The sequence below is a fragment of the Croceibacterium selenioxidans genome (assembly GCF_018599195.1).
Lineage (GTDB): Bacteria > Pseudomonadota > Alphaproteobacteria > Sphingomonadales > Sphingomonadaceae > Croceibacterium_A > Croceibacterium_A selenioxidans.
The window spans coordinates 25,921-48,716 of record NZ_JAHFVK010000003.1 but is presented as its reverse complement, the minus strand read 5'-3'; the positions used below and the strand labels follow the sequence as shown (position 1 = coordinate 48,716).

Annotated in this window: 23 protein-coding genes; 9 read left to right on the top strand and 14 right to left on the bottom strand. The window is 64.0% G+C overall.

The genetic code is table 11. The features are described 5' to 3' along the window. Nucleotides 1–4: 4 nt before the first annotated feature. From KK137_RS15940 to KK137_RS15895, 10 genes are all read right to left on the bottom strand, one after another. A complete protein-coding gene (locus KK137_RS15940; protein ID WP_214537661.1) occupies nucleotides 5–1,462 on the bottom strand; it encodes a UDP-N-acetylmuramoyl-tripeptide--D-alanyl-D-alanine ligase in 1,458 nt (485 codons plus the stop codon). Then, nucleotides 1,459–2,928 (bottom strand): UDP-N-acetylmuramoyl-L-alanyl-D-glutamate--2,6-diaminopimelate ligase, encoded by a 1,470-nt coding sequence (locus KK137_RS15935; RefSeq protein WP_214537660.1) that lies wholly within the window; start codon nucleotides 2,926–2,928, stop codon nucleotides 1,459–1,461. The genes KK137_RS15940 and KK137_RS15935 overlap by 4 nt, the downstream gene beginning before the upstream one ends. Continuing rightward, on the bottom strand, nucleotides 2,925–4,643 hold the full coding sequence (locus KK137_RS15930; RefSeq protein WP_214537659.1) for a peptidoglycan D,D-transpeptidase FtsI family protein: 1,719 nt from the start codon (nucleotides 4,641–4,643) through the stop codon (nucleotides 2,925–2,927). The genes KK137_RS15935 and KK137_RS15930 overlap by 4 nt, the downstream gene beginning before the upstream one ends. Continuing rightward, on the bottom strand, nucleotides 4,640–5,143 hold the full coding sequence (locus tag KK137_RS15925) for a hypothetical protein (RefSeq protein WP_214537658.1): 504 nt from the start codon (nucleotides 5,141–5,143) through the stop codon (nucleotides 4,640–4,642). Before KK137_RS15925 ends, KK137_RS15930 begins: the two co-directional genes overlap by 4 nt. After that, nucleotides 5,140–6,084 (bottom strand): 16S rRNA (cytosine(1402)-N(4))-methyltransferase RsmH, encoded by a 945-nt coding sequence (gene rsmH / locus KK137_RS15920; protein WP_214537656.1) that lies wholly within the window; start codon nucleotides 6,082–6,084, stop codon nucleotides 5,140–5,142. Before rsmH ends, KK137_RS15925 begins: the two co-directional genes overlap by 4 nt. Next, nucleotides 6,081–6,578 carry a division/cell wall cluster transcriptional repressor MraZ gene (locus KK137_RS15915; protein WP_338028115.1) on the bottom strand — a complete coding sequence of 166 codons (498 nt, stop codon included), beginning with the start codon at nucleotides 6,576–6,578 and terminating at the stop codon, nucleotides 6,081–6,083. The genes rsmH and KK137_RS15915 overlap by 4 nt, the downstream gene beginning before the upstream one ends. Nucleotides 6,579–6,898: 320 nt before the next feature. Continuing rightward, a complete protein-coding gene (locus tag KK137_RS15910; protein WP_214537655.1) occupies nucleotides 6,899–7,603 on the bottom strand; it encodes a Gldg family protein in 705 nt (234 codons plus the stop codon). A 19-nt stretch (nucleotides 7,604–7,622) separates the two neighbouring features. Beyond that, on the bottom strand, nucleotides 7,623–7,982 hold the full coding sequence (locus KK137_RS15905; RefSeq protein ID WP_214537797.1) for a hypothetical protein: 360 nt from the start codon (nucleotides 7,980–7,982) through the stop codon (nucleotides 7,623–7,625). A 23-nt stretch (nucleotides 7,983–8,005) separates the two neighbouring features. Continuing rightward, nucleotides 8,006–9,001 carry a cysteine synthase A gene (locus tag KK137_RS15900; RefSeq protein WP_214537654.1) on the bottom strand — a complete coding sequence of 332 codons (996 nt, stop codon included), beginning with the start codon at nucleotides 8,999–9,001 and terminating at the stop codon, nucleotides 8,006–8,008. A 200-nt stretch (nucleotides 9,002–9,201) separates the two neighbouring features. Then, a complete protein-coding gene (locus KK137_RS15895; protein WP_214537653.1) occupies nucleotides 9,202–9,519 on the bottom strand; it encodes a 2Fe-2S iron-sulfur cluster-binding protein in 318 nt (105 codons plus the stop codon). Between the two features lie 80 nt (nucleotides 9,520–9,599). Between KK137_RS15895 and KK137_RS15890 the strand changes: the two genes are divergently transcribed. Together KK137_RS15890 and KK137_RS15885 are read left to right on the top strand one after the other, a co-directional pair. Continuing rightward, nucleotides 9,600–10,217, top strand: coding sequence for a DNA-3-methyladenine glycosylase family protein (locus KK137_RS15890; RefSeq protein ID WP_214537652.1), 618 nt, complete (start codon nucleotides 9,600–9,602; stop codon nucleotides 10,215–10,217). Nucleotides 10,218–10,387: 170 nt separating this feature from the next. Continuing rightward, the gene (locus KK137_RS15885; protein ID WP_214537651.1) at nucleotides 10,388–12,352 is read left to right on the top strand and encodes a S9 family peptidase; all 1,965 of its coding nucleotides are present in this window, start codon (nucleotides 10,388–10,390) and stop codon (nucleotides 12,350–12,352) included. Between the two features lie 129 nt (nucleotides 12,353–12,481). Here KK137_RS15885 and KK137_RS15880 read toward each other — a convergent pair whose 3' ends face one another. Further along, nucleotides 12,482–13,369, bottom strand: a complete 888-nt coding sequence (locus KK137_RS15880) for a hypothetical protein (protein ID WP_214537650.1) — start codon at nucleotides 13,367–13,369, stop codon at nucleotides 12,482–12,484. Nucleotides 13,370–13,570: 201 nt separating this feature from the next. Here KK137_RS15880 and KK137_RS15875 point away from each other — a divergent pair, with 201 nt between their 5' ends. From KK137_RS15875 to KK137_RS15865, 3 genes are all read left to right on the top strand, one after another. Continuing rightward, on the top strand, nucleotides 13,571–14,809 hold the full coding sequence (locus KK137_RS15875; protein WP_214537649.1) for a hypothetical protein: 1,239 nt from the start codon (nucleotides 13,571–13,573) through the stop codon (nucleotides 14,807–14,809). A 331-nt stretch (nucleotides 14,810–15,140) separates the two neighbouring features. Continuing rightward, nucleotides 15,141–15,773: a response regulator gene (locus KK137_RS15870; protein ID WP_214537647.1), complete on the top strand. Its 633-nt coding sequence runs from the start codon at nucleotides 15,141–15,143 to the stop codon at nucleotides 15,771–15,773. 96 nt (nucleotides 15,774–15,869) lie between these two features. Then, complete coding sequence (locus tag KK137_RS15865; protein ID WP_214537645.1) at nucleotides 15,870–16,421, top strand: L,D-transpeptidase family protein; 552 nt, start codon at nucleotides 15,870–15,872, stop codon at nucleotides 16,419–16,421. A gap of 1 nt (nucleotide 16,422) precedes the next feature. Here the strand turns inward: KK137_RS15865 and KK137_RS15860 are convergent, their stop codons facing one another. Both KK137_RS15860 and KK137_RS15855 read right to left on the bottom strand, forming a co-directional pair. Continuing rightward, nucleotides 16,423–17,535 carry a hypothetical protein gene (locus KK137_RS15860; protein ID WP_214537643.1) on the bottom strand — a complete coding sequence of 371 codons (1,113 nt, stop codon included), beginning with the start codon at nucleotides 17,533–17,535 and terminating at the stop codon, nucleotides 16,423–16,425. 97 nt (nucleotides 17,536–17,632) lie between these two features. Continuing rightward, entirely contained in the window at nucleotides 17,633–17,926 is a 294-nt protein-coding gene (locus tag KK137_RS15855; RefSeq protein WP_214537641.1) for a 4a-hydroxytetrahydrobiopterin dehydratase, read from the bottom strand. Nucleotides 17,927–17,979: 53 nt separating this feature from the next. On the opposite strand from KK137_RS15855, the gene ccmA reads away from it, so the two are divergent. The 3 genes from ccmA (at nucleotide 17,980) to KK137_RS15840 (ending at nucleotide 20,445) form a co-directional block, all read left to right on the top strand. Then, nucleotides 17,980–18,579 carry a heme ABC exporter ATP-binding protein CcmA gene (ccmA, locus tag KK137_RS15850; protein ID WP_214537639.1) on the top strand — a complete coding sequence of 200 codons (600 nt, stop codon included), beginning with the start codon at nucleotides 17,980–17,982 and terminating at the stop codon, nucleotides 18,577–18,579. After that, a complete protein-coding gene (locus KK137_RS15845; protein ID WP_214537638.1) occupies nucleotides 18,576–19,235 on the top strand; it encodes a heme exporter protein CcmB in 660 nt (219 codons plus the stop codon). Before ccmA ends, KK137_RS15845 begins: the two co-directional genes overlap by 4 nt. 130 nt (nucleotides 19,236–19,365) lie before the next feature. Further along, on the top strand, nucleotides 19,366–20,445 hold the full coding sequence (locus KK137_RS15840) for an MBL fold metallo-hydrolase (protein ID WP_214537636.1): 1,080 nt from the start codon (nucleotides 19,366–19,368) through the stop codon (nucleotides 20,443–20,445). Between the two features lie 78 nt (nucleotides 20,446–20,523). On the opposite strand, the gene KK137_RS15835 is transcribed toward KK137_RS15840, so the two are convergent. After that, entirely contained in the window at nucleotides 20,524–20,697 is a 174-nt protein-coding gene (locus KK137_RS15835; RefSeq protein WP_214537635.1) for a hypothetical protein, read from the bottom strand. A 373-nt stretch (nucleotides 20,698–21,070) separates the two neighbouring features. Here KK137_RS15835 and KK137_RS16855 point away from each other — a divergent pair, with 373 nt between their 5' ends. Further along, the gene (locus tag KK137_RS16855; RefSeq protein WP_214537634.1) at nucleotides 21,071–22,558 is read left to right on the top strand and encodes a tetratricopeptide repeat-containing sulfotransferase family protein; all 1,488 of its coding nucleotides are present in this window, start codon (nucleotides 21,071–21,073) and stop codon (nucleotides 22,556–22,558) included. The last annotated feature ends 238 nt before the right edge of the window (nucleotides 22,559–22,796 follow it).

The following is a 22,796-nucleotide window of genomic DNA, read 5'->3' as shown; positions in this document are numbered from 1 at the left end:
CGGCTTAGCCCTCTCTGGCGGTAAAATGAGCGACGACCCTGCCCAGCCCCACCGAATTCGAACCCTTAACAAGGACAGCGTCGCCACTGGCAAGACCGAATTCCTCGAGCGCGGCAATCGCCTCCCCGGGATTTTCGCAATGAGCGTAGGCAATCGGATTGCCAAGCGCCCCGTGCGCGCCTTTCCCCAACTCCCGTGCAAGAGCCTTCATTTCCTCGCCGACGAGTACGGCAAAATCGACATTCGCCTGCAGAAGTGGTTCGGCAAGTTGCGCGTGGAAGCCAGCGGCGAAATCACCCAGTTCCTTCATGCTGCCGAGCACCGCGATCCGGCGAGAGGCCGGGGTGGCGCCAAGCTGTCCGAGCGTGGCCCGCATCGAGGCGGGATTGGCGTTGTAGCTTTCGTCGATCAACAGCGCATGGCCGCCGGGTACGCGCAACCGGTGGCGCGCGCCACGACCCTTCAGCCCACCCATCTCGGCCAGAGCCAGTCCCGCAGCCCCCAGATCTCCGCCCGCGGCGTGGACTGCAGCCATGACGCAGAGCGAGTTCGACACCCAGTGATCGCCCGGTTCGGCCACCGAATAGCACAATCGCCGCTCGTCGATCGCGGCCGTCACCAGCGATCCACCGTTGGCCGCTGGGATGGCGTCCAGCAGGCGAACCTGAGCGTGCTCAGACTGGCCGAATGCGAGCACGCGGGCGCCCCGGGCTTCCGCCGCGGCGCGCAGACGAGCAAAGTGCGGGCTGTCGGCTGGGATCACGGCCGTGCCACCAGCTTGGAGCCCCCCGAAGATCTCCGCCTTGGCGTCGGCAATCGCTTCCTCACTGCCAAGGTTTTCGATGTGCGCTGGCGCGATCGTGGTGACGACGGCCACGTGCGGGCGAACCTGTTGGGTCAGGCCGCTGATTTCACCCGCGTGATTCATGCCCATCTCGAACACGCCGAAGCGGCTGCGCGACGGCATGCGCGAAAGGCTCAGCGGAACGCCGACGTGGTTGTTGTAACTGCGGACCGAGCGGTGTGCCGCTCCTTTGCTGGCTCGCTCGAGCGAAGCAAAGATGGCTTCCTTCACACCGGTCTTTCCGACGGAGCCAGTAACCCCGATCACACACGCAGAGGCACGGTCTCGAGCCGTTTTTGCAAGAAGCTCAAGTGCCCTTGAGGTATCATCAACAAGCACGTGCGGCTGCTCGATCGGACGGTCGACGATCGCCGCGACCGCGCCATTGGCGAACGCCTTGTCGAGATAGACATGCCCGTCCAGGCTCTCGCCCTTGAGGGCAAAGAACAGATCTCCGGAACGAACATCGCGCGAGTCCATCTCGACGCCGGCGACCTGGAAATCGCCGCTGGCCGTGCCGCCCGTTGCGCTAGCGACCTCCTCCGCGGTCCAGAGGGCGAGGCGCTGGCGGTCCCGCCCTTCGTTGGGCCAGCGAAGGGTCTTCAGCAACGCATTCATCTATTGGCTCCTGCCAGTGCGGCGGCACATTCGCGCGCCACGGTAACGTCGTCGAACGGCAGGATACGCATCGTCTCTCCCGAGCCGATGATCTGCCCCTGTTCATGCCCCTTGCCAGCAATCAGGACGATATCGTCGCCCCGAGCCTCGTCGATAGCCGCCGCGATGGCGTCACGCCGGTTGCCGATCTCGCGCGCAGCTGGCGCTCCGGCGAGGATCTGCAAGCGGATCGCGGCCGGATCTTCGCCGCGCGGATTGTCGTCTGTCACGATAACCAGTTCAGAATGCCGAGCTGCGACCTCACCCATCTGGGCGCGCTTGCCGATGTCGCGGTCGCCACCGGCTCCGAATACCGTAATCAGCCGCCCGGACAAGTGTGGGCGAAGCGCGTCAATAGCCGCGCCGAGCGCGTCAGGCGTGTGAGCGTAGTCGACGTAGACCGGCGCTCCGGTGGACGTGATCGCCGCCCGTTCGAGCCTCCCGCGCACAGGCTGCAAGCGGCCCAGCGCGTCGAACACCGCCCCCGGCTCCCCACCGGTGGAGATGACGAGTCCGGCCGCAACCAAGGCATTGGCGGCCTGGTAGGCTCCGATCAGCGGCAAGATAACCCTGCGGCGGACACCTGCATGTTCGAGCTCGAGTTCCTGTCCCAACTGTCCAGGTAAGCGGGAGAGCAGGCGGATCCCCTCGCCTTGCTCTCCCACCATGAAGAGGCGCAACCCCCTGGTCCACGCCGCTTCCTGAGCCCGCTCGCTCCAGATGTCGTCTGCCCAGATGACCGCCGTCCCGCCTTCATCCACCACTTCGGTGAACAGGCGCATCTTGGCGGCGAAGTATTCGTCCATGTCCGCGTGGTAATCGAGGTGATCGCGAGACAAGTTGGTGAAGGCCCCGGCCACGACCGAAAGACCCTCGTTGCGATATTGCGAGAGCCCATGGCTGGACGCCTCATAGGCGACGTGGGTCACCCCCTCACGCGCCAGGCCGGTCATGTTCGAAAGAAATGTAACAATGTCCGGCGTTGTGAGCCCGGTCGAGACGCTTCCGTCCGGGGTTGTCACACCAAGCGTTCCAATCGAAGCGGCGCGCTGACCGCACATGCGCCAGATCTGGCGGGTCATCTCGACCGTTGAGGTCTTGCCGTTGGTGCCGGTTACGGCAACCACGGTCTCCGGAACCGGGCGGAAGAACTGCGCGGCAAGGCGAGCGAAGGCGAGGCGCGGCTCGGGGTGGGCAAAATGGGCCGCGCCCGTCACCTCCACTTGCGGCCTTGCGACCACGGCGATCGCGCCAGCCGACACCGCTGCCGGGATGAAATCCTCGCCGTTGACGACAGAGCCCTGAAAGGCGCCGAAAACCGTTCCGGGGGCGACCTTCCGGTGATCGATCGCAAAGCCGGTAACCTCAAATTCACCATAACCGCCCGCGTCGAAACCGGCGGCGGAGGCCAGGCGGGCGAGTTTCATTCCTCGGAACCGATCAGGGGCTTGAGGTCGGTGAGGTCGATGTCGCGGGAATCGTCGGGCATGACGCCCAGGATCGGTCCGATTCTCGGTACGAGCCGGGCGATGACCGGAGCGGCCGTATAGGCAGCGGTGCGCTGGAACGAGCTGGCGACGGTGCCTTTCGGCTCGTCCATCATCGAGATCACGACGTAGCGTGGCTTATCCATCGGGAAGGCGGCGGCGAACGTCGAAACCAGGGAGGTGCGGTTGTACCCACCGGCGCCCGGCTTTTCAGCGCTGCCGGTCTTGCCGCCGACTCGGAAGCCGGGTGCGTCGGCCTTGCGGCCTGTACCGTAGAGCGCGATCATCCGCAAAAGCTGGTTCATGCGAGCGCTGGTGCTGGCCTTGAACACGCGGCGGCCACGGTTGGCCTGCCCCGGCTCGATCTTGTGCAGCGTCGCCGGGCGCCAGATTCCGCCGTTGACCATCGCGGCGTAGGCGGTTGCAAGATGCAGCGGGGTAACGGCGATGCCGTGACCATAGCCGACGGTCATCGCTCTCAGGCGCGGCCATTCGCCGCTTGCCCAGATCGGGAAGCCGCGAGCCGGCAGCTCGATGTACGGGCGCTCGTTGAAGCCCAGGTCCGCCATGACCTGCTTGAGCCGCGCGGCCCCGAGGTCGTCGACGATATGGGCAGTGACGATGTTCGAAGAGTGGATCAGCGTCTCGGGCACGTTGAGCGTGGCACCCAGGGGGTGGCTGTCCTTGATCGTGAACCCGCCGATGTGAATCGGCGCCGCGGAATAGCGGCGCGACAGATCGGTCACCGTTCCCGCGTCGATCGCGGCGGCCACGGCGAGCGGCTTGAAGGTCGAACCGAGTTCGTAGACCTGGTTGGTGACCTTGTTGAAGATGTACTTCTGGCTATCCTTGTCCACCTTGTTCGGATCGAATTCGGGCAGCGAGGCGAGCGCCAGGACTTCACCGGTGTCGACATCGAGCACGATGCCCGCCGCACCCACCGCGTTGACTGAGAGCATGCCGCGGCGCAGCTCGTCTTCGAGCGCGCCCTGGACGCGCGCGTCGATCGAAAGCGCTACCGGCGTACCGCGGCGCGCGGGGTCGAGGAGCTGATCGTTTAGCGCCGACTCCATGCCGACGTGCCCCTTGCCGTCCTCGTCGACGTACCCGAGTACATGGGCCGCCATCGAGCCTTGCGGATAGTGGCGATCGGTCTCGCGCGGCAGTTCGAGCGCCAGTTCACCCAGGGCCATCACCTTGTTGGCGTCTTCGGGCAGAATACGGCGGCGCAAGTAGCCGGACTTCCCCGAGGCCAACTTGCGGGCGATCTCTGCCTCGTCGAGATCGGGGAATATCTCCCTGAGACGATGGGCCACGGTTTTCGCCGACTGGACCAGCGGGGGCCCACCATCGTCCATCGCGGTCGGGTTGAACCACAGTGCATAGGCCGGAAAAGCGCGCGCCAGGGGCACTCCGTTGCGGTCGGTGATCTCGCCACGCGGGGGCAGCAAGGCATCGGCCATCGACCGTTGGCTGGGGGCCGGCTGCACGACCCCCAGGTACGCGATGCGCAACAAAGCAGCGGCGGCGAGGGCCAGGAACACCGCCCCGATCAGCAACACCCTCAGTTGTGCGAGAAGCAGGGCCTTGCGCCGGATGTCGACCAGATGGACGCGACCGGGCGCTTGGGGTGCACTGATCGCATAGGCGTTCATTCGCCAATGCTCGCGATGGTAGCGTTGAGCGGAATGCGCATCGCCCCGTCGTCCGACCTGGCATCGGCCAGCGCCTCGACGCGCTCAGGCTGAATTAGAGCATCGTCGACCGGCTTGCCAGTGAGCGGCGATACGAACTTCGGGAACGCAGGCGTATCGCCGTTAACCCCGGCGACCCGGATCGGCTCGGGGGCGCCGAGGCCACGCGGGGTGCCGAAGCTGGCGAGCTGTCGCTCGCTGCCGATAAATTGGGCGGCGGTCGGCGCGGTGTAACCGAAGTCGACCTGGTTCCAGGCAGCGAGCTGCAATTGGTTGGAGCGGGTTTCGAACTCGGTTTCGAGCAGAAGTTTCTGCTGCTCGAGCGCAACGATCTGCCGCTCGGCCCTGACGACGTCACTCACCACAGCGTGCACCTTGAGGTGCAGCATCAGGTAGAGCCCGGTGCAGATCGCCAGGGTCATCAGCCAGCCGATCCGGCGCATGCGGTCCTGCGGGGTCATGCTGCCTCCCTCGCCGGAGCAGAAGTGCGGATCGCGGCACGCAAAGTCGCCGAACGGGCTCGCGGATTGCGGAGCGTTTCGGCCTCCGAAGGACGAATGCCTTTGGAGACTTTCTTGAACGTGGGTGCCTCAGCCGAATTCACCTCGGGCAAGTGGCGGCTGGCCCGAGCCGTGGCGCCAGCAGCCTCGCGCAGGAAGCGCTTCACAATGCGGTCTTCGAGGCTGTGGAAACTGACCACGGCCAGGCGCCCGCCGCTTTTCAGGAGCTGCTCAGCGCCCTTGAGACCTTCTTCCAGCTCGTTGAGCTCGCCGTTGACGTGGATGCGGATGGCCTGGAAACTACGGGTTGCGGGATCTTTCGGTGCCCCGGCGCGATAGCCGAGCGCCTTGCGCACGACTTGCGCCAGTTGGGCCGTGCTCGACAGTGGGCGCGCCGCAACGATCGCGCGTGCGATGCGGCGGCTCTGCCGCTCTTCTCCGTAGTGCCACAGAACGTCGGCGATCTCGGCTTCGTCTGCACCGTTGAGGAAATCGGCGGCGCTCGGCCCCTCGCGGCTCATGGTCATGTCCAGCGGGCCATCCGTCGAGAACGCAAACCCGCGCTCCGCCTGATCGAGCTGCATCGAGGAAACACCAATATCCATTGCAACGCCGTCGACGCGGGCAATCCCTGCCTCAGCCAGTGCGCCGACCATCTCCGAAAACCGGCGCGGATGCAGGATTAGGCGCGGCGGATTGTCGCGCGTTTCGGGGAAGCTCGCACCAGCGGCTATGGCGTCGGGATCGCGATCGAAAGCGTGGACCGTCGCGCCGGCGTCGAGGATCGCTCGGGTGTATCCGCCAGCGCCGAACGTCGCATCGACGATGACATCGCCAGGGCCGGGAGCCAGCGCTTCCATCACCTCGTCGAGGAGGACGGGGATATGCGGGGCGCCGCTCACTTGCCCTTCCCCTTGGCCGCGGCGTCGGCTTCCAGCTTGCGGCACACGGCTTTCTGGCCATCCCAGGCCGGGTCCATCGCGTAGAGCTGATCTGGCGACCACAAGGTGAAGAACTGGCCGCCGCCGAGCACGCAGATGCCCTTGTCGATCGAGCATAGCTCCGCGAGGTGGTCTGGCAGGACGAAGCGGCCGCTGGCATCGAAGGGGACTTCGGAGAAGGTCCACAGCTGAATCGAGCGCAGTTCGCGGTCGAATTCCTTGCCGAGCTTGACGGCGTTATCTTCCTCGCGATCGAGTAGCGCGTCGAACGTGGCGGTACGATCGAGCCCGAACCCGGTCAGGCAGTTCCAGCGATCGTGCTTGGCGAGGCAGAGGACACGCGGGTCGGTGTCGGCAGGCGCGATGGCTTTGCGGAACGCAGGCGGCAGGACGTAGCGGCCCTTTTCGCCGCGGGCTGAAAAGCCCTGTCCGCTATAGCCTGCAACCTTAAGCACCGTCTCAATTGCCCCCCTGGCAAGTCCTGAACCAAACCGGACACGTCTTCCCCGTGCGGGCAGGCGTGAGTGCGCGAGACCGTCATCCCCTTTCGGGAATGCAACACGGGGGTTTGTCCGATGGATTCGTTATGTAACGCGGGGAGATGCGGGAGAAAAGGGGAAATTGCGGGATTATGTGGGTGAGATCGCTTTTTCCTCGTAGGTTTCGGCTGTTATCAGGCACAGTACAGATGGATAGGAAGTGCGCGAACCTCCTCGAATTCACCCATATATAATTGATTTAAAGGGTATTTAGGCAGCCATTCGCCTTCGTCCCGCTATTTCCCGTGTTCGAGAAAGGCCTCGTCCATCAACCAGGCCAACGCATCGGCGGACTGAGGGTGCGGATCGTGCAAATTGAGTAGGGCCGCGTCGGCCAGCAAAACGACTCGGCCCTCGCCGATGGTGCAGCGGGCCAGCACGGCCTCTGCAGCGATCGTGCAATCGGCTGGAGTCCCCACTGCAACAAAGGATCCCGGACGATTGACCGGAATCGGCCCTGCCGAGGTCTCGACCAAGGCAAGGCCTTCCGGTCGCTCGACGTCGAATTGCAACTCAAGGCCCCAGTGGCCTAGTATGGGGGACAGCAGGATCACATCCTGGGGGCGACGGCGGTCGCCGATGGCGAATTGGGATTCACCAGTCAGCATCGGATCTGCAAACAGCAGCAGGTGACCTCCCCCGCGGACCCAATTATCGAGCGCGACATTCTCCGCCGCGCTTAGAGCCCTGGGTTGGGCCAAGAGCAGGAACTTCAGGCCAGCCAGAGCCTCCGGTGTCAAAGTATCGAGAGGACGCACGCGGTAGGACTTCTCGAGCTCGTCCCGGGCCCAGTGCGTTTGGCCGTTGCCGCCGAGCAGTTCGCTCACATTACCGGATTCGCCCCAGTAGATCGGGATGGTGCCCATCAGGCCTAGGTCTGGGTGTTCCGAAGCGGCGGCGGGCGCCTGCTGAGCGCTACAAGCACCCGGCAGCCACCACAACGCGGCGAGCAGCGCGAGACTACGGTATCTCAGGCGCGGCCTCGGCTTGCGCGGCGCCCGCTTGCGCCTTCTGGATGGGCTCCTGGGCCGCGGGCATGTCCGGAACGACGCCGGCTTCGGCAAGCGGATCGCTAGCCTGTTCGATCTTCGGCTGCACAGCCACCGTAGGAGCGGCCTCCGGCACAACACGGGCCTGATTGCGGTCGGCATTGTTGATCAGGATGTTGGCGAGGCCGACCAGCAGCACCATCGCAGCTAGCCCAAACAGGCCGATCTGCAGACGCTGCACCGCTTGAGAGCGGCCGGCACTGAGGCGCGCGAATGCGGCGTGGTCGACCACTTGCGAGGGCCGGAGTATCTTGGTCGGATCGAGCGACATGCCGCTAGTCTAGACCTGCGACATTAACGCAGCCAGTCGAAAACTGGCAGGCCCTTCGCCTCCAGCCATTCGCGATTGTAGAGCGACGACAGGTAACGAAAGCCGGTGTCGCACAAGATCGTAGCCACCCGCTTGCCCGGCCCAAGCTGCTTTCCGAGAGCGACCGCGCCCGCCACGTTGATGCCCGACGACAGCCCCAGGCACAGCCCCTCTTCCTTGAGCAGACGGGCGACCCAGTAGAGCCCTTCCTCGTCCGAGATGCGGAACTGCGTATCGATCGGCGCCCCTTCGAGGTTCGCTGTGATCCGCCCCTGACCAATACCCTCCGCCACTGAGTTGCCCTCGGCCTTGAGCTCGCCGTGCGCATAGTAGTTGTAAAGCGCAGCCCCGTGCGGGTCGGTCAGGGCGATACAGACCTGTTCGTCGAACGCCTTGAGCCCCATCGCGACGCCCGCCAGGGTCCCGCCCGTGCCGACAGCGCACGTAAAGCCATCGACGCGGCCGTCCATCTGTTCCCAGATCTCCGGCGCCGTCGCTTCGATATGCGCCTTGCGGTTGGCGATGTTGTCGAACTGGTTGGCCCAGACGGCCCCCTCGGTCTCTTCAGCGAGACGGCGCGAGGTGTGCACGAAGTGGTTGGGATCGGCGAACTTCGTCGGCGGAACCAGAACCAGCTCCGCACCGAGCGCGCGCAGCGTGTCCATCTTTTCCTTCGATTGATTGTCAGGCATCACGATGATCGTGCGATACCCGAGCGCGTTGGCCACCAGCGCGATACCGATGCCGGTATTGCCCGCAGTCCCTTCGACCACCGTGCCGCCCTGCCTGAGCTCTCCGCGCGCTTCGGCGTCGCGGATGATCCACAACGCCGCCCGGTCCTTCACCGAGGCGCCGGGGTTGTCGAACTCGCACTTGCCCCAGATTTCACAACCAGCCGCCTCGCTAGGTCCCTTGAGCAGGACCAGGGGCGTGTTGCCGATGAGATCGAGAGTGCTTCCGAGTGCGGCAGGAGCGGTCATTCGCGGGGAGTTAGGGCGGCTTGCGGTTCGTCGCAATGCAAATGCGCTTCTGGCCGCTGAAATCAGTCTTGCCTAGATCGACCTCGAGCCGGTTTAGGGGAGGTGGCGCGCGTCGCAGATGCGGGACGAAGAGGCAGGCGGAACAGCGCTACACCCTTCCACCCTCGGGCACACCGAGCAAGCTCGGGCGGGACCTGGAGTTAATCCTCCTGGGCGATCCTCACCCGCAACCCGTCGAGCTCATCGGTGAAAGGCAGCTGGCAGGACAGGCGCGAGCTCGCATCGCGATCGTCGCTCGAATCCAGCAAGTCGTCTTCGTCCTCGGTCATGGAAGGCAGGAGGCCGAGGAACTCATCGTCCACATGCACATGGCACGTGGCGCAAGAACAACAGCCGCCGCACAGCGCGAGAAGCTCGTCGAACCCGTTATCACGGATCGCCTCCATCACCGTGAGGCCCGACTGCGCTTCGACTTCGCGGGTTTCGCCTGAGCGAGTAGTGACGATCAATCTGGGCATCGATGGGCGTTCCTTTCCGGCGCCGGGCTGCTACGGACTGCTGCCCGATTTGGCAAGCTGACGGTGATGGGGAGTCCACGATGGGTTTGACGGCAGAGCAACTGACGCAAGGCCTCGACACCGTCGCCGCCGGCGAACCGGCCATTGCCTCGGCCCTCGCCCTCGCCGGCTATCCCGAGCCGCGCATCCGCGAGACCGGTTATCGCACCCTGCTGCGCACCATCGTCGGCCAGCAAGTCAGCGTCGCCGCCGCATCCAGCATGTGGCGCAAGCTTGAGGCCCAGCTCGGAGAAGACATTCCGCCCGAATTGCTGCTGGAGCAGGATTTCGACACGTTGCGGGCCTGTGGACTGTCGCGTCAGAAGCAGGGCTATGCCCGCTCGCTGTGCGAGCTGGTGGTCAGCGGCGAACTGGACCTGTCCGACTTGCCCGCCGATGACGAGGAAGCCATTGCGCTGCTCACGCGGATCAAGGGGATTGGCCGCTGGTCCGCAGAGATATACCTGCTCTTCGCCGAGGGCCGTGCGGACATCTGGCCCGCTGGCGATCTCGCCGTTCAGGTCGGCATAGGGCGCATTCTCGGGTTGGAGGAGCGGCCGTCGGAAAAGGCCACTCGCGAACTGGCCGAAGGCTGGCGCCCGCACCGGGGAGCCGTCGCCATCCTCACCTGGCATTGCTACAACAATCCCGCTCTGTGACCGGGGCAAATACCATTTTCCTACACGGCCCGAGATGGGCATTGTGAACGCGAATCATGGTGTTGAAATAGCTCCCCACGTCCCCCCACATCACGCCGTGCCGGACTTGCCGCTTGTGCCCCGCCCTGCGGCAAGTGTATTGCAATATTAATACAGTTGAGGATTCCCCGATGACCGACGCCGCCGCCACCCTCCCCTCCGCTGCCGAACGCGTGGAGGGGACGCCGCTTATCCCGCGCGAGGCGCTATTCGGAAACCCGACCCGCTCGGGCGGACAGATCAGCCCGGACGGCCAGTGGCTGGGCTGGATGGCGCCGGAAGGCGGGGTGATGAACGTCTGGCTTGCCCCGACGAGCGATCCGGCAGCCTCGCGGCTGATGACGCATTCCACGGACCGGCCGATTCCGACCTACTTCTTCGCCCCGGATTCGCAGAGCCTGCTCTACATCCAGGACAAGGCCGGCGACGAGAATTACCTGCTCTACCAGGTCAATCTCTCCAGCGGCGAAGAGCGGTGTCTGACGCCGTTCGAAAACACCCGCGCTCGCCTTATGGGTTCGTCACACGCGATCAAGGACAAGGTCCTCGTCGGCCTCAACAACCGTGACGCGCGATTTCACGACATCCATCTGCTTGACCTGAATTCGGGTGCACTGACTCTGGTGCTGCAGAATGACGCCTATGCCGGATTCCTCGCCGACGACACGCTAACGCTGCGCTGGGCGGTTCAGCAGAACGCGGCCGGCGGCACTGATATGTTCGAAGTCATCGATAACCACGTCGCCTCCGAGCCGACCGAGAGCACCGACCTGGAGGACGCACTGACCACGGGCGTCGCCGGATACACGGCCGACGGCAAGACGCTCTACTGGTACGACAGCCGCGGTAGGGACACCGCTGCGCTGATCGCACAGGATACCTCCACGGGCGAACGCAAGGTCATTGCCACCAGCGACAAGGCCGACATCGGCGGGACCTACCGCCATCCGGTTACCGGCGAGATCCAGGGTTACACAGTCAACTACCTCAAGACCGAGAAGATCATTTTCGATCCCGAGGTGAAGGCCTCGATCGACTGGCTGGCCGAACGTCTGCCGGGCGAATTCGGCGTTAGCGGCCGGACTGAGGACGACAGCAAGTGGGTGGTCTGGAACGACCCGCTGACTGGCCCTTCCGTCGCCTATCTCTACGACCGCTCCGCGCAGGAACTCACCGAGTTCTACGTCACCCGTCCCGAACTCGAAGGCGCGCCGCTTCAGCCGATGCACGCGCTCGAGCTGCAATCCCGCGACGGGCTGGTGCTGCCGAGCTACCTGACCTTGCCGCCCGAAAGCGATCCGGAAGAACGCGGCGTGCCGCGCGCGCCGGTGCCGATGGTGCTGCTGGTCCACGGCGGTCCCTGGGCGCGTGACGGTTTCGGGTTCAATCGTGCCCACCAGTGGCTGGCCAATCGCGGCTACGCCGTGCTGAGCGTCAATTTCCGGGGCTCCACCGGGTTCGGCAAGGCCTTCGTCAACGCGGCCAATCTCGAATGGGGCGCGAAGATGCACGACGACCTGATCGACGCGGTCGACTGGGCGGTGGATCAGGGCATCGCCGAACGGGACAAGGTGGCGATCATGGGCGGCTCCTATGGCGGTTACGCCACGCTCGCCGGGCTGACGTTCACCCCCGAGGCCTTCGCCTGCGGCGTTGATATCGTTGGCCCCTCGAACCTCGAAACGCTGCTCGAAACGATCCCGCCCTATTGGGAGCCGATGGTGAAGCAGTTCCACGAGCGGATGGGCAATCCCAACACTCCTGAAGGCAAGGCCCTGCTGGTCGAGCGCAGTCCGCTGCACAAGGCCGACAAAATCTGCCGCCCGCTGCTGATCGGCCAGGGTGCCAACGACCCGCGCGTCAAGCAATCCGAAAGCGACCAGATAGTCGGCGCCATGCAAAAGCACGGTATTCCGGTAACTTACGTGGTATTCCCGGACGAAGGCCATGGCTTCGCCAAACCGACTAACAACATCGCTTTCAACGCAATCGTCGAAAACTTCCTGTCGACAATCATCGGGGGGCGGGCCGAGCCAATCAGCGGGGAGGTCGAAAGTTCGACAGCGCAGATCGTGACGGGGGCCGAACTGCTCTAAGCGCTGTTGACCACTGATATTCCTCTCCCCTCGGGAGAGAGTGGCGGAGTGAGAGGTTCGATGCCGCGGACCCTCACCTTGCGCGCCTGTCGCCCTCCCCGCCGTCGGCAGCGGAGAGGGCCAGGGCCGTCAGTCCCTCACTACGTTCCCCGCCGTGGCCTCGATTGAAATGGGCCCCACAAGCGAAGCCACGATCCCGGGTCCGCTCTGATCGGGCCGTCGCGCATCCATACGCATCTCATTCATGGTGATATTGGCCTTCACGTGGCGGTTGAAGGGCAGGACCGTCCCGTCGCCCCAATCCTGATGGACGATGTCAAACTCAAGCGTGTCGCCGCTGATGGTGAAGTTCTCCAGCGCGCCGAACGTATAGGGATTGTCGCACCGGCCACAGGCGAGCCCGAACAGATGATCGCCATCCTTGCGAATGACGAAATATTGCTTTTCCATCCCGACCCCGAAGCCGAGCCAGACGCCAACGACATCGTCGGCGGAAAGGCGTCGCCATGGGGCGGGCTGGACGTATGGGGCGGGTGGCGGAGCGGCCGGCCCAGCGGTTCGCGGCAGGATCGGCACCGGGGGTGCGCCCGGCGGAAGGATCGATTGCTGGTAAGGCCCCGGCGTCGGGCCGCGAGGGTCCTTGATCGCGGTGTGCTCGAAGGTCAGGCCACCGGCTCCCCCTCGCTTGCCGGTGACGACCAGCTTGCCATTGACAAGCTTGGCCTGCAGCTTGTCGGTTGAGGCCGGAGAGCCGTCGAGCTTCAGGTGGCGAATCTTGAAAGTCAAACCATCGGCTTCGCTGAAGGTGCCTTCGATCGGGGCCAATGTCGTACCGTCGGCGCAATGGGTGCAATAGACGCCGCTCACCTCGCTGCCCTTGATGACGAATTGGTAGACGTGCGGCTCCCCGCCGTCAGTCCGCCAGCCGCCGCGATAGTAATCGGCGTTCTGTGCGCTGGCGCCCGTGGCCAGAAAGGCCATCGCCAGGAAGGCGCCTGCAATCCATCGAAAGGTCATCCCCGTGCTCCCTCCCCCTTTGCCGCGTTCCGGCGGAACCGCGATGCTAGCATTAGCGCGTCGGTTCACAACCGGCGGAACGGCGAACCAGACACAGGCAACTCTTGTCCCGCGTCATGACGGTGCAAAAGCGCTGGCCTGAAACCGGACAAAGTCATAGAGACTGGCGCAAAACAAGCTGGAAGAGAGGAAACCGGCCTAATGACCTGCAACCGTTTCGCTTCACGACTGTTCACTGCAGCCACTGCCCTCGCGGCAGTGCTTGCGACGCCAACCGGTGTCGCCGCGCAGGAACGGCCGGCCGATCTGACCGAGCTTCCGCCGGTGCCGACCGACTACACGCCGGACAAGACCTCGTGGGGCGATTACAACTTCAGCCACACCTATCAGATCGAATACCTCAACAACGCCCGCATCCTGTTCCAGCGGCCCAAGGTGTTCGGCAACCGCGTGTGGGTGAACGACGAAGAGTTCGCTCGCCGCGTGGCCGCGGCCGAGCGTTCGGATTCGAACTTTGCACCGGCTTCGGAAAATGGCGTCGGCACACCTGGCACCGAAGGTCTGGCAGACTGGATCAAGAACTCTTCATTTGGTCACCGGACCTCGATGCTTGTGAGCCCGGCCGACGGCCAGCTCCCGCCGCTGACCCCGCAGGCCGAAGCCCTGTACAAGGCTGGCCGGTCGGGGTGGGTCCCGTTGCAAGAGTATGACTGGGTCGACGACTTCGACAGCTGGGACCGCTGCATCAGCCGCGGCTACCCCGCCTCGATGTATCCGTTCCGCTACAACAACGGCATCCGCATCTTCCAGTCACCTGGTTATGTGGTCATCAACCTCGAAATGCTCGGCACCCGAGTGATTCCGATCGGCGACCAGCCGCACTGGCCGGGCGAGGTGGAAGCTTGGATGGGCAACAGCCGCGGCCACTGGGAAGGCAAGACGCTCGTCATCGAGACCACCAACATCAAGTCCGGCGATAGCGTCACGCATGACATCTATGCCCGTGCCGCCGCGCCGCTGAACATGGCGACTCAGCACGTCCCGCCGTTCAACACGATCCCGACCAGTGCCAAGGCCAAGACGGTCGAGCGCCTGACGATGACCGGCCCGAACACGCTGGTGCATGAACTCACCTACTCCGATCCGGAGGTGTTCACTCAACCCTGGACGACCCGCATCGAGTGGATCCGCGACGATGACTACAACTTCTTCGAATACGCCTGCCACGAGGGCAACGTGCAGGTGAGGAATTACATCACCGCCTCGCGCGCTCATCGCGAACAGATCGCCGGTGGTGCCGCGGCCCCGACGATCGAGGGTGACGACCGTTCACGCTTCGCGAACCAGTTCGACTACGATCCCGCCGCCAATGACCGTCCGGCCCCTCCGGGACCGCCGCCGGCCGCAGCCGCGCAACCGGCGCGCAGCGGAGCGCGCTAAGGCTGTTGAGATCGTGGCGGTAGCGGCCCTTCGCGGCCGTTACCGCCCGTCTCAAAATCACTAATCCACAAATATTAGTTTCCGAATCCAAAAAACCCCTAAACCCGGCCACTTCAATAGGTTACAGTAGGCCTTGCGAAGGGGGACTTCGTCCTCCGGGTCGTATATAAAACACGTGCGCGAACCGTCGCGCAAGGATGGGGGACATGGTGGGAATCGCCACTCTGGCGTCATGCGCAGGCTGCCCCCTGCAGCCGCACACACGTCCCTTTTCAGGGACACGTGACAATCCCTCTTGGAAAAACGCGATGATCGGGGGTGCCGATTGAATATGCCCCTTATTAGGGTAGTGATCGTCGACGATCACGACATGGTTCGCCGGGGGCTTCGCGGACTGATCGAATCAAGACTTCGCTACGCCGTCATCGGAGAGGCGTCTGATGGTCGAGAGGCCCTTACCGTAGTCGGCGAAGCTCAGCCCGACATCGTCATTCTCGATTATTCCTTACCTTTTCAGGACGGTCTCTCGGTCGCCAGGACGCTCAAGGAACTTTACCCAAGGGTTGAGATCGTCATGTTCACCCTGTTCGAACAGGAACGGGTCGTTAGCGAAGCCATCGAGATCGGGGTCCTGGGCTTTGTCCTGAAATCCGAGGACGAAAAATTCATGCTCGAAGCGCTGGAATCCGTGGCGCTCGGCCGGCAATATTTCACGCCAACCTTGGCGAAAGCCCGCAAGGAATCTCGCCATATAGCGACCAGCTCGATCGGCCTATCTGCTCGAGAACAGGAAATCGTTCAACTGATCGCTGAAGGCCTGGTGCAAAAGAATATAGCGTACAAGCTAGGCATCAGCATCAAGACCGTCGAAACCCATCGCACGAACGCCCTGAACAAGTTGGGACTGGCGACCACTGCTGATCTCGTCCGCTATGCCTTGAGGAACAATCTGGTCGCCGAATGACGGTCATCCGGCGCTGATTTTGCCCCTCTCGTCGGAACCCGAGGGGGGCCAGAGTCATTATAAGTCTGTAGAGACCCTCAACATACGGCAGACATGATGAAGCATTTTGCCCTCGCCCTCGCGCTGGGGGGAGCACTGACGCTCGCGGTTCCGTCCACCCCCGCATTTGCCACCATCGAAACGGCAGAAGCCAAGCAAGCGGCAGCCGACGCTGCCGAACAGGCGCGCGATGACATGCGCGTGGTGTTCGGCAAGGACTCCCTGAAGAATGGCCAATTCGTCTGGAAGGATGGCAAACAATCCGGCGCGGTGACCCGGGTGGTAATTAGCCTCTCCGACCAGATGGCCTATGCCTATCGCGGGGACGAATTGGTCGGCATCTCAACGATCTCCAGCGGTAACAGCAAAAAGCCTACGCCCACCGGCATCTTCCCGATCCTGGAGAAGAAGCGGTTTCACCGTTCGATCAAGTACGAGAACGCGCCGATGCCCTTCATGCAACGGCTCGACAGCTACGGCATCGCGATGCACGCTGGTCATTTGCCCGGCTATCCCGCATCGCACGGCTGCGTTCGGCTCCCCTCCCAGTTCGCGTCACGGCTGTTCGCCATGACTGAGGTGGGCACCGAAGTCCTGATCGGCGCCTGAGCTAGCCCGCGCGCAGCCGCGCAAGGCCGGCTCTACCCTCCGCGTCGAGAAATGGGCCGAGTGCGTTCCAGTCGATGAGCACGGGCTCTACGCAGGCGGTGGCGACGTGCGGAAGGTCTGGGCGGAACTCCAAACCTTCCTTGGCAAGGCCGATGGACCACAAACTCGTGTCCTCGACATATTCGCGACAGTCGGCGGAATCCTGGGGCCACTTGACAAGGATGAGGTCGCGAAGGGCCCCGGGGATGATCGAGTCCTCCCCATCGATCCGCTCGTCACCGATCCAGCCGAACAAGTCGATCTCCTCGCCCGATTGTCGATCAAAGATGCGCGACAACGTATAGTTGCTAGGATGGGCTCCCCCGCAGAACGAACCGGAGTTCTGTTCCGTCACAAGGAACGCCCGGCTCATCAAAGTCGGCTTCACCGTAAGCGAGTAGTCCCCGTCAATCCCTAGAGTTGCGATCGCTCCGGCCAAACATTTCACGAAATCGTCGTCAACAGTCTCGCCCGGAAGGTCGGCGGCGAGCATTTCACGGATCGCCTTGTCGCCGGGCTGCTCAGGCGCGAAGTCGAAACTCTCAATCGAGACATCATCCTCAAAAGACTTGGCCGGGTGGTAGGTCTTGCGAGTATAGGCCCACCCCGCAAGCTCACGCGGTTCGGAAATGACCGTCCCCTTCCCAGTCCGAGGCTCTAGGAACGCCGCCGAGCTGCATGGTCCACCCCGCTCGCCGGCCTCCCAAGCGGCCGGTTTAAGGTCGAGTGGCAAGCTGCGGCTGCCCTGTCGCCAAGCTCCACGCACGCGAGTTCCGCTGAACTCCGCCAGCTCCCAAGTCGCTTGCGTGTTGCCGTCAGGGGTGCGCTCGATCCAGCCCCCTTCGCCATCCTCTTCGCTGATCGATATCGGTTCAAGCGTCGACATGTAGTAGTAGGAGCCGCGCCCCGGCCCGTCGCCAAAGCTCTCCAGGCAAGCGCGAACCGGATAGGTCCCAATCCGACCTTCCCACACGCCCACCCAGGAGGGCGTTTCCTGCGCAATCGCCGGCCGCGAGGCGATCCCGAACACGAGCAGGGTAGCCATGCTCAACACGAATGGCGGTACCGATCTCATCGTGTTCGGCCCACCTGGTCGCACAAATGGTCATGCCAAGAACGCGGAAAAATCCCAACTCGCAAGAGGTAGAGTCCCTCATGCCAATGCACGCAACTCATGCGAGCAGCTTGTCTATTGCCCGAGCCAGTTTCGAGTCTCTTTCGGACAGCCCGCCGGCGTCGTGCGTGGTCAGGGTTATCGCCACCCGGTTGTAGACGTTCGACCACTCGGGATGGTGGTCCTGCTTCTCCGCCAGCAACGCGACACGCGCCATGAAGGCCCACGCTTCGCTGAAGGTGCGGAACTTGAATTCGCGCTCGATAGCGAGGCTATCGGCGCGCAGTGTCCACTCGGGCAAGGAGGCAAGCACCCCCTCGCGTTCGGCCTCGGTGAGTTGCGGCACGGGCATAGGCTCGCTCCCTCGCTTGTCGACCAACGCCTTCTGCCCTAACCCGCGCATCCATGGAAGCCGCCCGGCCCCAAGATGCGAGACTGGCCGCGACGGACCTTGCCTGCCGCCGCGGGGAGCGGCTGTTGTTCCGCGGGCTGTCGTTCGAGCTCAAGTCCGGGGAAGCCCTACAGGTCGTCGGTCCTAACGGCACAGGCAAGTCGAGCTTGCTGAGGATTCTCGCCGGTCTGATGCGCCCCATGGCGGGGTCGGTCGAAAGAAACGTAACGGTCGCCCTCCTCGACGAGCGGCTACCCCTCGATGGACACCTGCCCTTGGGCCGCGCCATGGCCTTTTGGAGCCGCCTCGAAGGCGGACGCCGTGATTCACATCTGATCCAGTCCAACGGCCTCGACCGGCTGGCCGACGTGCCTGTGCGCTATCTCTCGACCGGCCAACGCAAGCGTGCGGCGATCCTGGTTTCGAACACGCACAAGGCCGGGTTGTGGCTGCTCGACGAGCCGCTCAACGGGCTCGACGTCAACGCCGCGGCGGACTTCCAACGGCACGTAGCCGGCTTCCTCGCGCAGGGGGGCATGGTGGTCGTTGCCTCGCACCAGCCATTCGACGTGCCGCAGCTTCGCCGGATCACGCTGGAGGACTTCGCGTCGTGAACCTCTTTGCCGCCCTTCTGCTGCGCGACCTCGGCCAGATGTTCGGCGGAGGGCGGCGTGGCGCGACTCTGTTGCCGGTACTGTTCTTCATTGCCGTCGCCATGCTCTATCCCTTCGCTGTCGGCCCCGCTCCGGAACTGCTCGCCCGGACCGGCGGCGGGGTGATTTGGGTCGCCGCCCTGCTTGCCTCGATCCTGCCGCTCGACCGCCTGCTGCAAAGCGACGTCGAGCGCGGGTTCTTCGACCAGCTCTACTTGCGCGGTATATCGGAGGAACTGGTGGTCACCGTCCGCCTGCTGGCCCACTGGCTCAGCTTCGGGCCACCGCTGATGGTTGCCGCTATTCCCGCCGCCGCCTTGCTCGGAATTAACGGCCAGACCTTGCGCACCGTTGAGCTTGGCCTCCTCGCCGGCACGCCCGGCCTCGCCGCGATCGGCCTGATCATCGCCGCGCTTACGGTTGGCATGCGAGGCGGTGCCGCGCTGTCTGGCCTCCTGCTGATCCCCCTCGCAGTGCCCCTGCTTGTCTTCGGTGCGGGCGCGCTCTCGACTGGAGGTGATAGCGGCATCGCCCTGACCGCCGCGATCAGCCTGTTACTGGTAGCGATCACTCCGTTCGCCGGCGGCGCGGCGATAAGGGCTGCACGCGAAAGCTAAGGACCGCGCTGCTGCGAGCGATATCCCTGAGACATTTCGCGACACGGCGACATCTTGCCAAGCCCGATGGGCCAAGTACGCAGGCCCTGAAGAGGGACCCGAGTGGGACCCAAGGGATTGGGAGATCGGAATGAAATCGAAAGTGCTCGTGGCTTTGTTCCTGGCGGGCGGTCTGTCTGCAACCGCAGTCGCGCAACAAGCTCAACCGGCCGCTGGAACGGCACCCGGCGGGCGTCCGGCCGCAGGTCCGCCCCGTGCAACTCTGCCTCCGCCCGAGCCGATCGAGCACATCACGGGGAACGTGTACAAGATCTTCGGCGGCGGCGGGAACACGCTGGTAGTCGTGCAGGACAAGGGCGTCGTACTCGTCGACACCAAGATGCCTGGTAACGGTCAGGCAATCCTCGACGAGGTTCGCAAGGTCACCGACAAGCCGATTACCACGATCATCAGCACCCACAGCCATCCGGACCATACAGGCAGCACCGACTTCATCCGCGAGCGTTATCCCGATGTGCGGATCATTATGAGCGAAGGCACCAAGGCCGAACTTGCCGCCAACCCGCGCGGGAACCCTGCGCTGCTGCCGACCGAGACCTACAAGGACCGGCTGACGATCGGCGAAGGCGCCAACCGGATCGAGCTCTATCACACAGGCACGGGCCATACCGGCGGCGACACGTTCGTCGTGGTGCCCTCCGCGAAACTGCTGTTCATGGGCGACGTGATGGCCTGGAACATGGCGCCGTTCCTTCCCGCGGGCGGAGCGGCGGCGATCACGGAAGAGACCGAGAAGCTCGTGGCCACTGTCAAGGACATCGACATTGTGGTCGAGGGTCACGGTCACGTGAACGACTGGGCCGGTCTCGAGCGGCTGTCACGCTTCAATCGCGCCCTGTTGACCGAAGCGCGGGCGGCCTACGACCGGGGTGATGCGCCGGGTGTCGCCGTGGCCCAGCTGCAGAAGAATCCGGACTTCGCTCCGCTGCTCGACACCCACATCAAGAAGGGGCTCGAATACGGCAACACGCCGCTCGCCCGGGCGCATATGAACGTGAACATCGCCTACAGCGAGTTCGCCGGCGAACAGGCGGGATTCGGGATCGCCAACGGCGCGCCCCTGCCTGCGACGGACAAACACAAGGGCTCCGACCCGAAGGACACCGCGCCGCCGACGCCGGAGATGCTGGCAGCGGCCGTCGCAAAGTAGGGAGCTTCGCCATTCTTCTATGCTGACTGACGGGTGGCCACGCGCCGCCGGTCAGTCAGCCGGATACAAGGCCTCGAGCTAGTCCCCCGAACTGTCCGCTGCGACCGATGGCGCACCCACGATGATGGATATGGTGCCGTCGGGAGCTAGCTCGACGCGGTAGTCCGTCAGTCCAGCCGTTAGCGCCGCCGCGATGGCACGCTGGACGTCCTGTTCCTGCCAGGGTTCCGCATCTCGGGCCCCGATTTCCACCGGACGTAGCGCTTCCTCTTCAGGAATGATCGCAAAGCCGGACATCGGACCGGTACGCGTATATGCGTTTGACTCGCGCAGAAATTGCGCCTGAATCTGGACAGGGGGACGTCCCCTTCCAGCCTTGGAAGCCCGGGTCGCGATAGCCACCCACCCCTTCATATTAGCAGCCCCGCCGATTGACTCGACGTGGGCGGCAGCCTCTCCTGAATCTTGATTAATCCGGGACCGCGCTGGACAGCAAGACGAATCCATCGCGTTTTGCGACAAATGGGCCACTATCGACACAATTTACGACACTTTTGGCGTTGATGTCCGGCGGTGCATCGCCTCTCTGAGCTTGAAGAACAACGTAAAAAGCACGGCCCAGACAGTGTCCAGTCCCCCAGGCACGGGCGGAGCGACCGGCTCAAATCTGGCCGCGTCGCTAGCCCTAGTCGACGAATTGCAGCGCGCGCTCGGTCGGAACGACCGCGCCCGGATCGTGGACGCCGTCCGGCAGCTGGTCAGCCGTGGAGCGCCCATGGGCGCGCAGTGGCAGCAGATTGCCTACATGGCAGCCGATCACGGCGAACTCACCCTCTCCCGCCAGGCCATGGCGCTCTATGTCGAGGCATCGGGCGGAAATCCCATGGCGCGATATCAGCAGGCAGGCCTCCTGGCCCAGGGCGGCGCGGTTCAAGAGGCTTATGCCTTGCTCCAAGCGTTGCCGGAGAACGTGCCCGACCCGGCGGTCAACGCCTATAGTCGCGGGGCGGCCGCGGTGTTCATCGGCAAGCTCGAGGAAGCCCGCGAGTTGCTCGAACGGGCCATCGAGCTGCGCCCTCAGTTGGGCCAGGCCTGGCTGCCGCTATCGACCCTGGTCAACTTCGCCGGCGAACCGGAGCTTACAGAACGAATCGTCGCCGCCGAACGCCAGATGCGGCAAGCGCCGCCCGCCGCGCAGGCACCCTATTACCATGCCCTGGGGAAGGCCTATGCCGATCTTGGCGAGCATGCCCGGGCCTTCGCGGCTTTCGCGGAGGGTGCGCGGCTCAAGAAATCAGAGCGCCCTTACGACAGGCAAGGCGATCGTGCGGCCGCCGCCGAAGCAGTACGCGGCTACGATGCCGACGCGGTCGCGAGCATCGCCAGGCAACAGAGTGAGCCGACCGACCGCACGATCTTCGTCAGCGGGCTGCCACGCTCGGGCACCACGCTCGTCGACCAGATCCTGACAGGTCACAGCGAGGTTTCGGATGGGGCCGAGATCAACCGGATGCCGATGCTGGCGCGAGACGTCGGCGGCGCCTCCCATTCGTCGCTCGCCCGCCATGTCGCCAGCCACGGCGCACCGCCGGCCGCTCGCCTCTGGCGGCATTGGATGGACGAGCGCTTCCCGGCGCCGGGGCGAGTGGTCGACAAGTCGATGGAGACGAGCCGGTACCTCGGTCTCGCGGCGGCCTTGTTGCCGGAAGCGCCGATCGTCTGGCTCAGGCGCGATCCGCTCGATTGCGCCTGGTCCTGCTTCCGGACCCACTTTCTCGCCGGCGTGGAGTGGAGTTACGACCTTGAGGACATCGCCTTCCGCTTCGAGCTTGAGAACCAGCTCCTCGGGCAATGGCAGCAGGTCCTGGGCGACCGCTTGCTGGTCGTGCCTTATGAAGCCCTGACCGAAGACCCCACCAGCTGGACCCGTCGTATCCTCGGTCATTGCGGGCTGGCCGAAGAACCGCAGGTCTTTGAGCCGCACCGGAACGAACGTATCGTCACGACCTCGAGCGTGATGCAAGTCCGCCGGCCGATCAACCGGAAGGCCGTGGGGTCCGCCGAGCCCTATCGAGAATATCTGCAACCGTTTCTTGCGGCTTACCGGGCGTAGCCGCCCAGGCGCCTCCTGCTTCCCTCAAATTGACACTTTAGGGGTGACGGGGTGACACGGTAGAGCGGCCTTTGCGAAAAAGTGTCACCTTGCCCAATTTCCGCGGAAAACCGCCAAATTTTGTGTCAACTTACGGTCGAAGTGTCACCTTTGGCTTTCGCCATGCCTCCGCCAAGTTGACACATTTCGGGCGTCACGATTGGGCTTTCCACCAGTGAACCCGACAAAGGGAATGAGC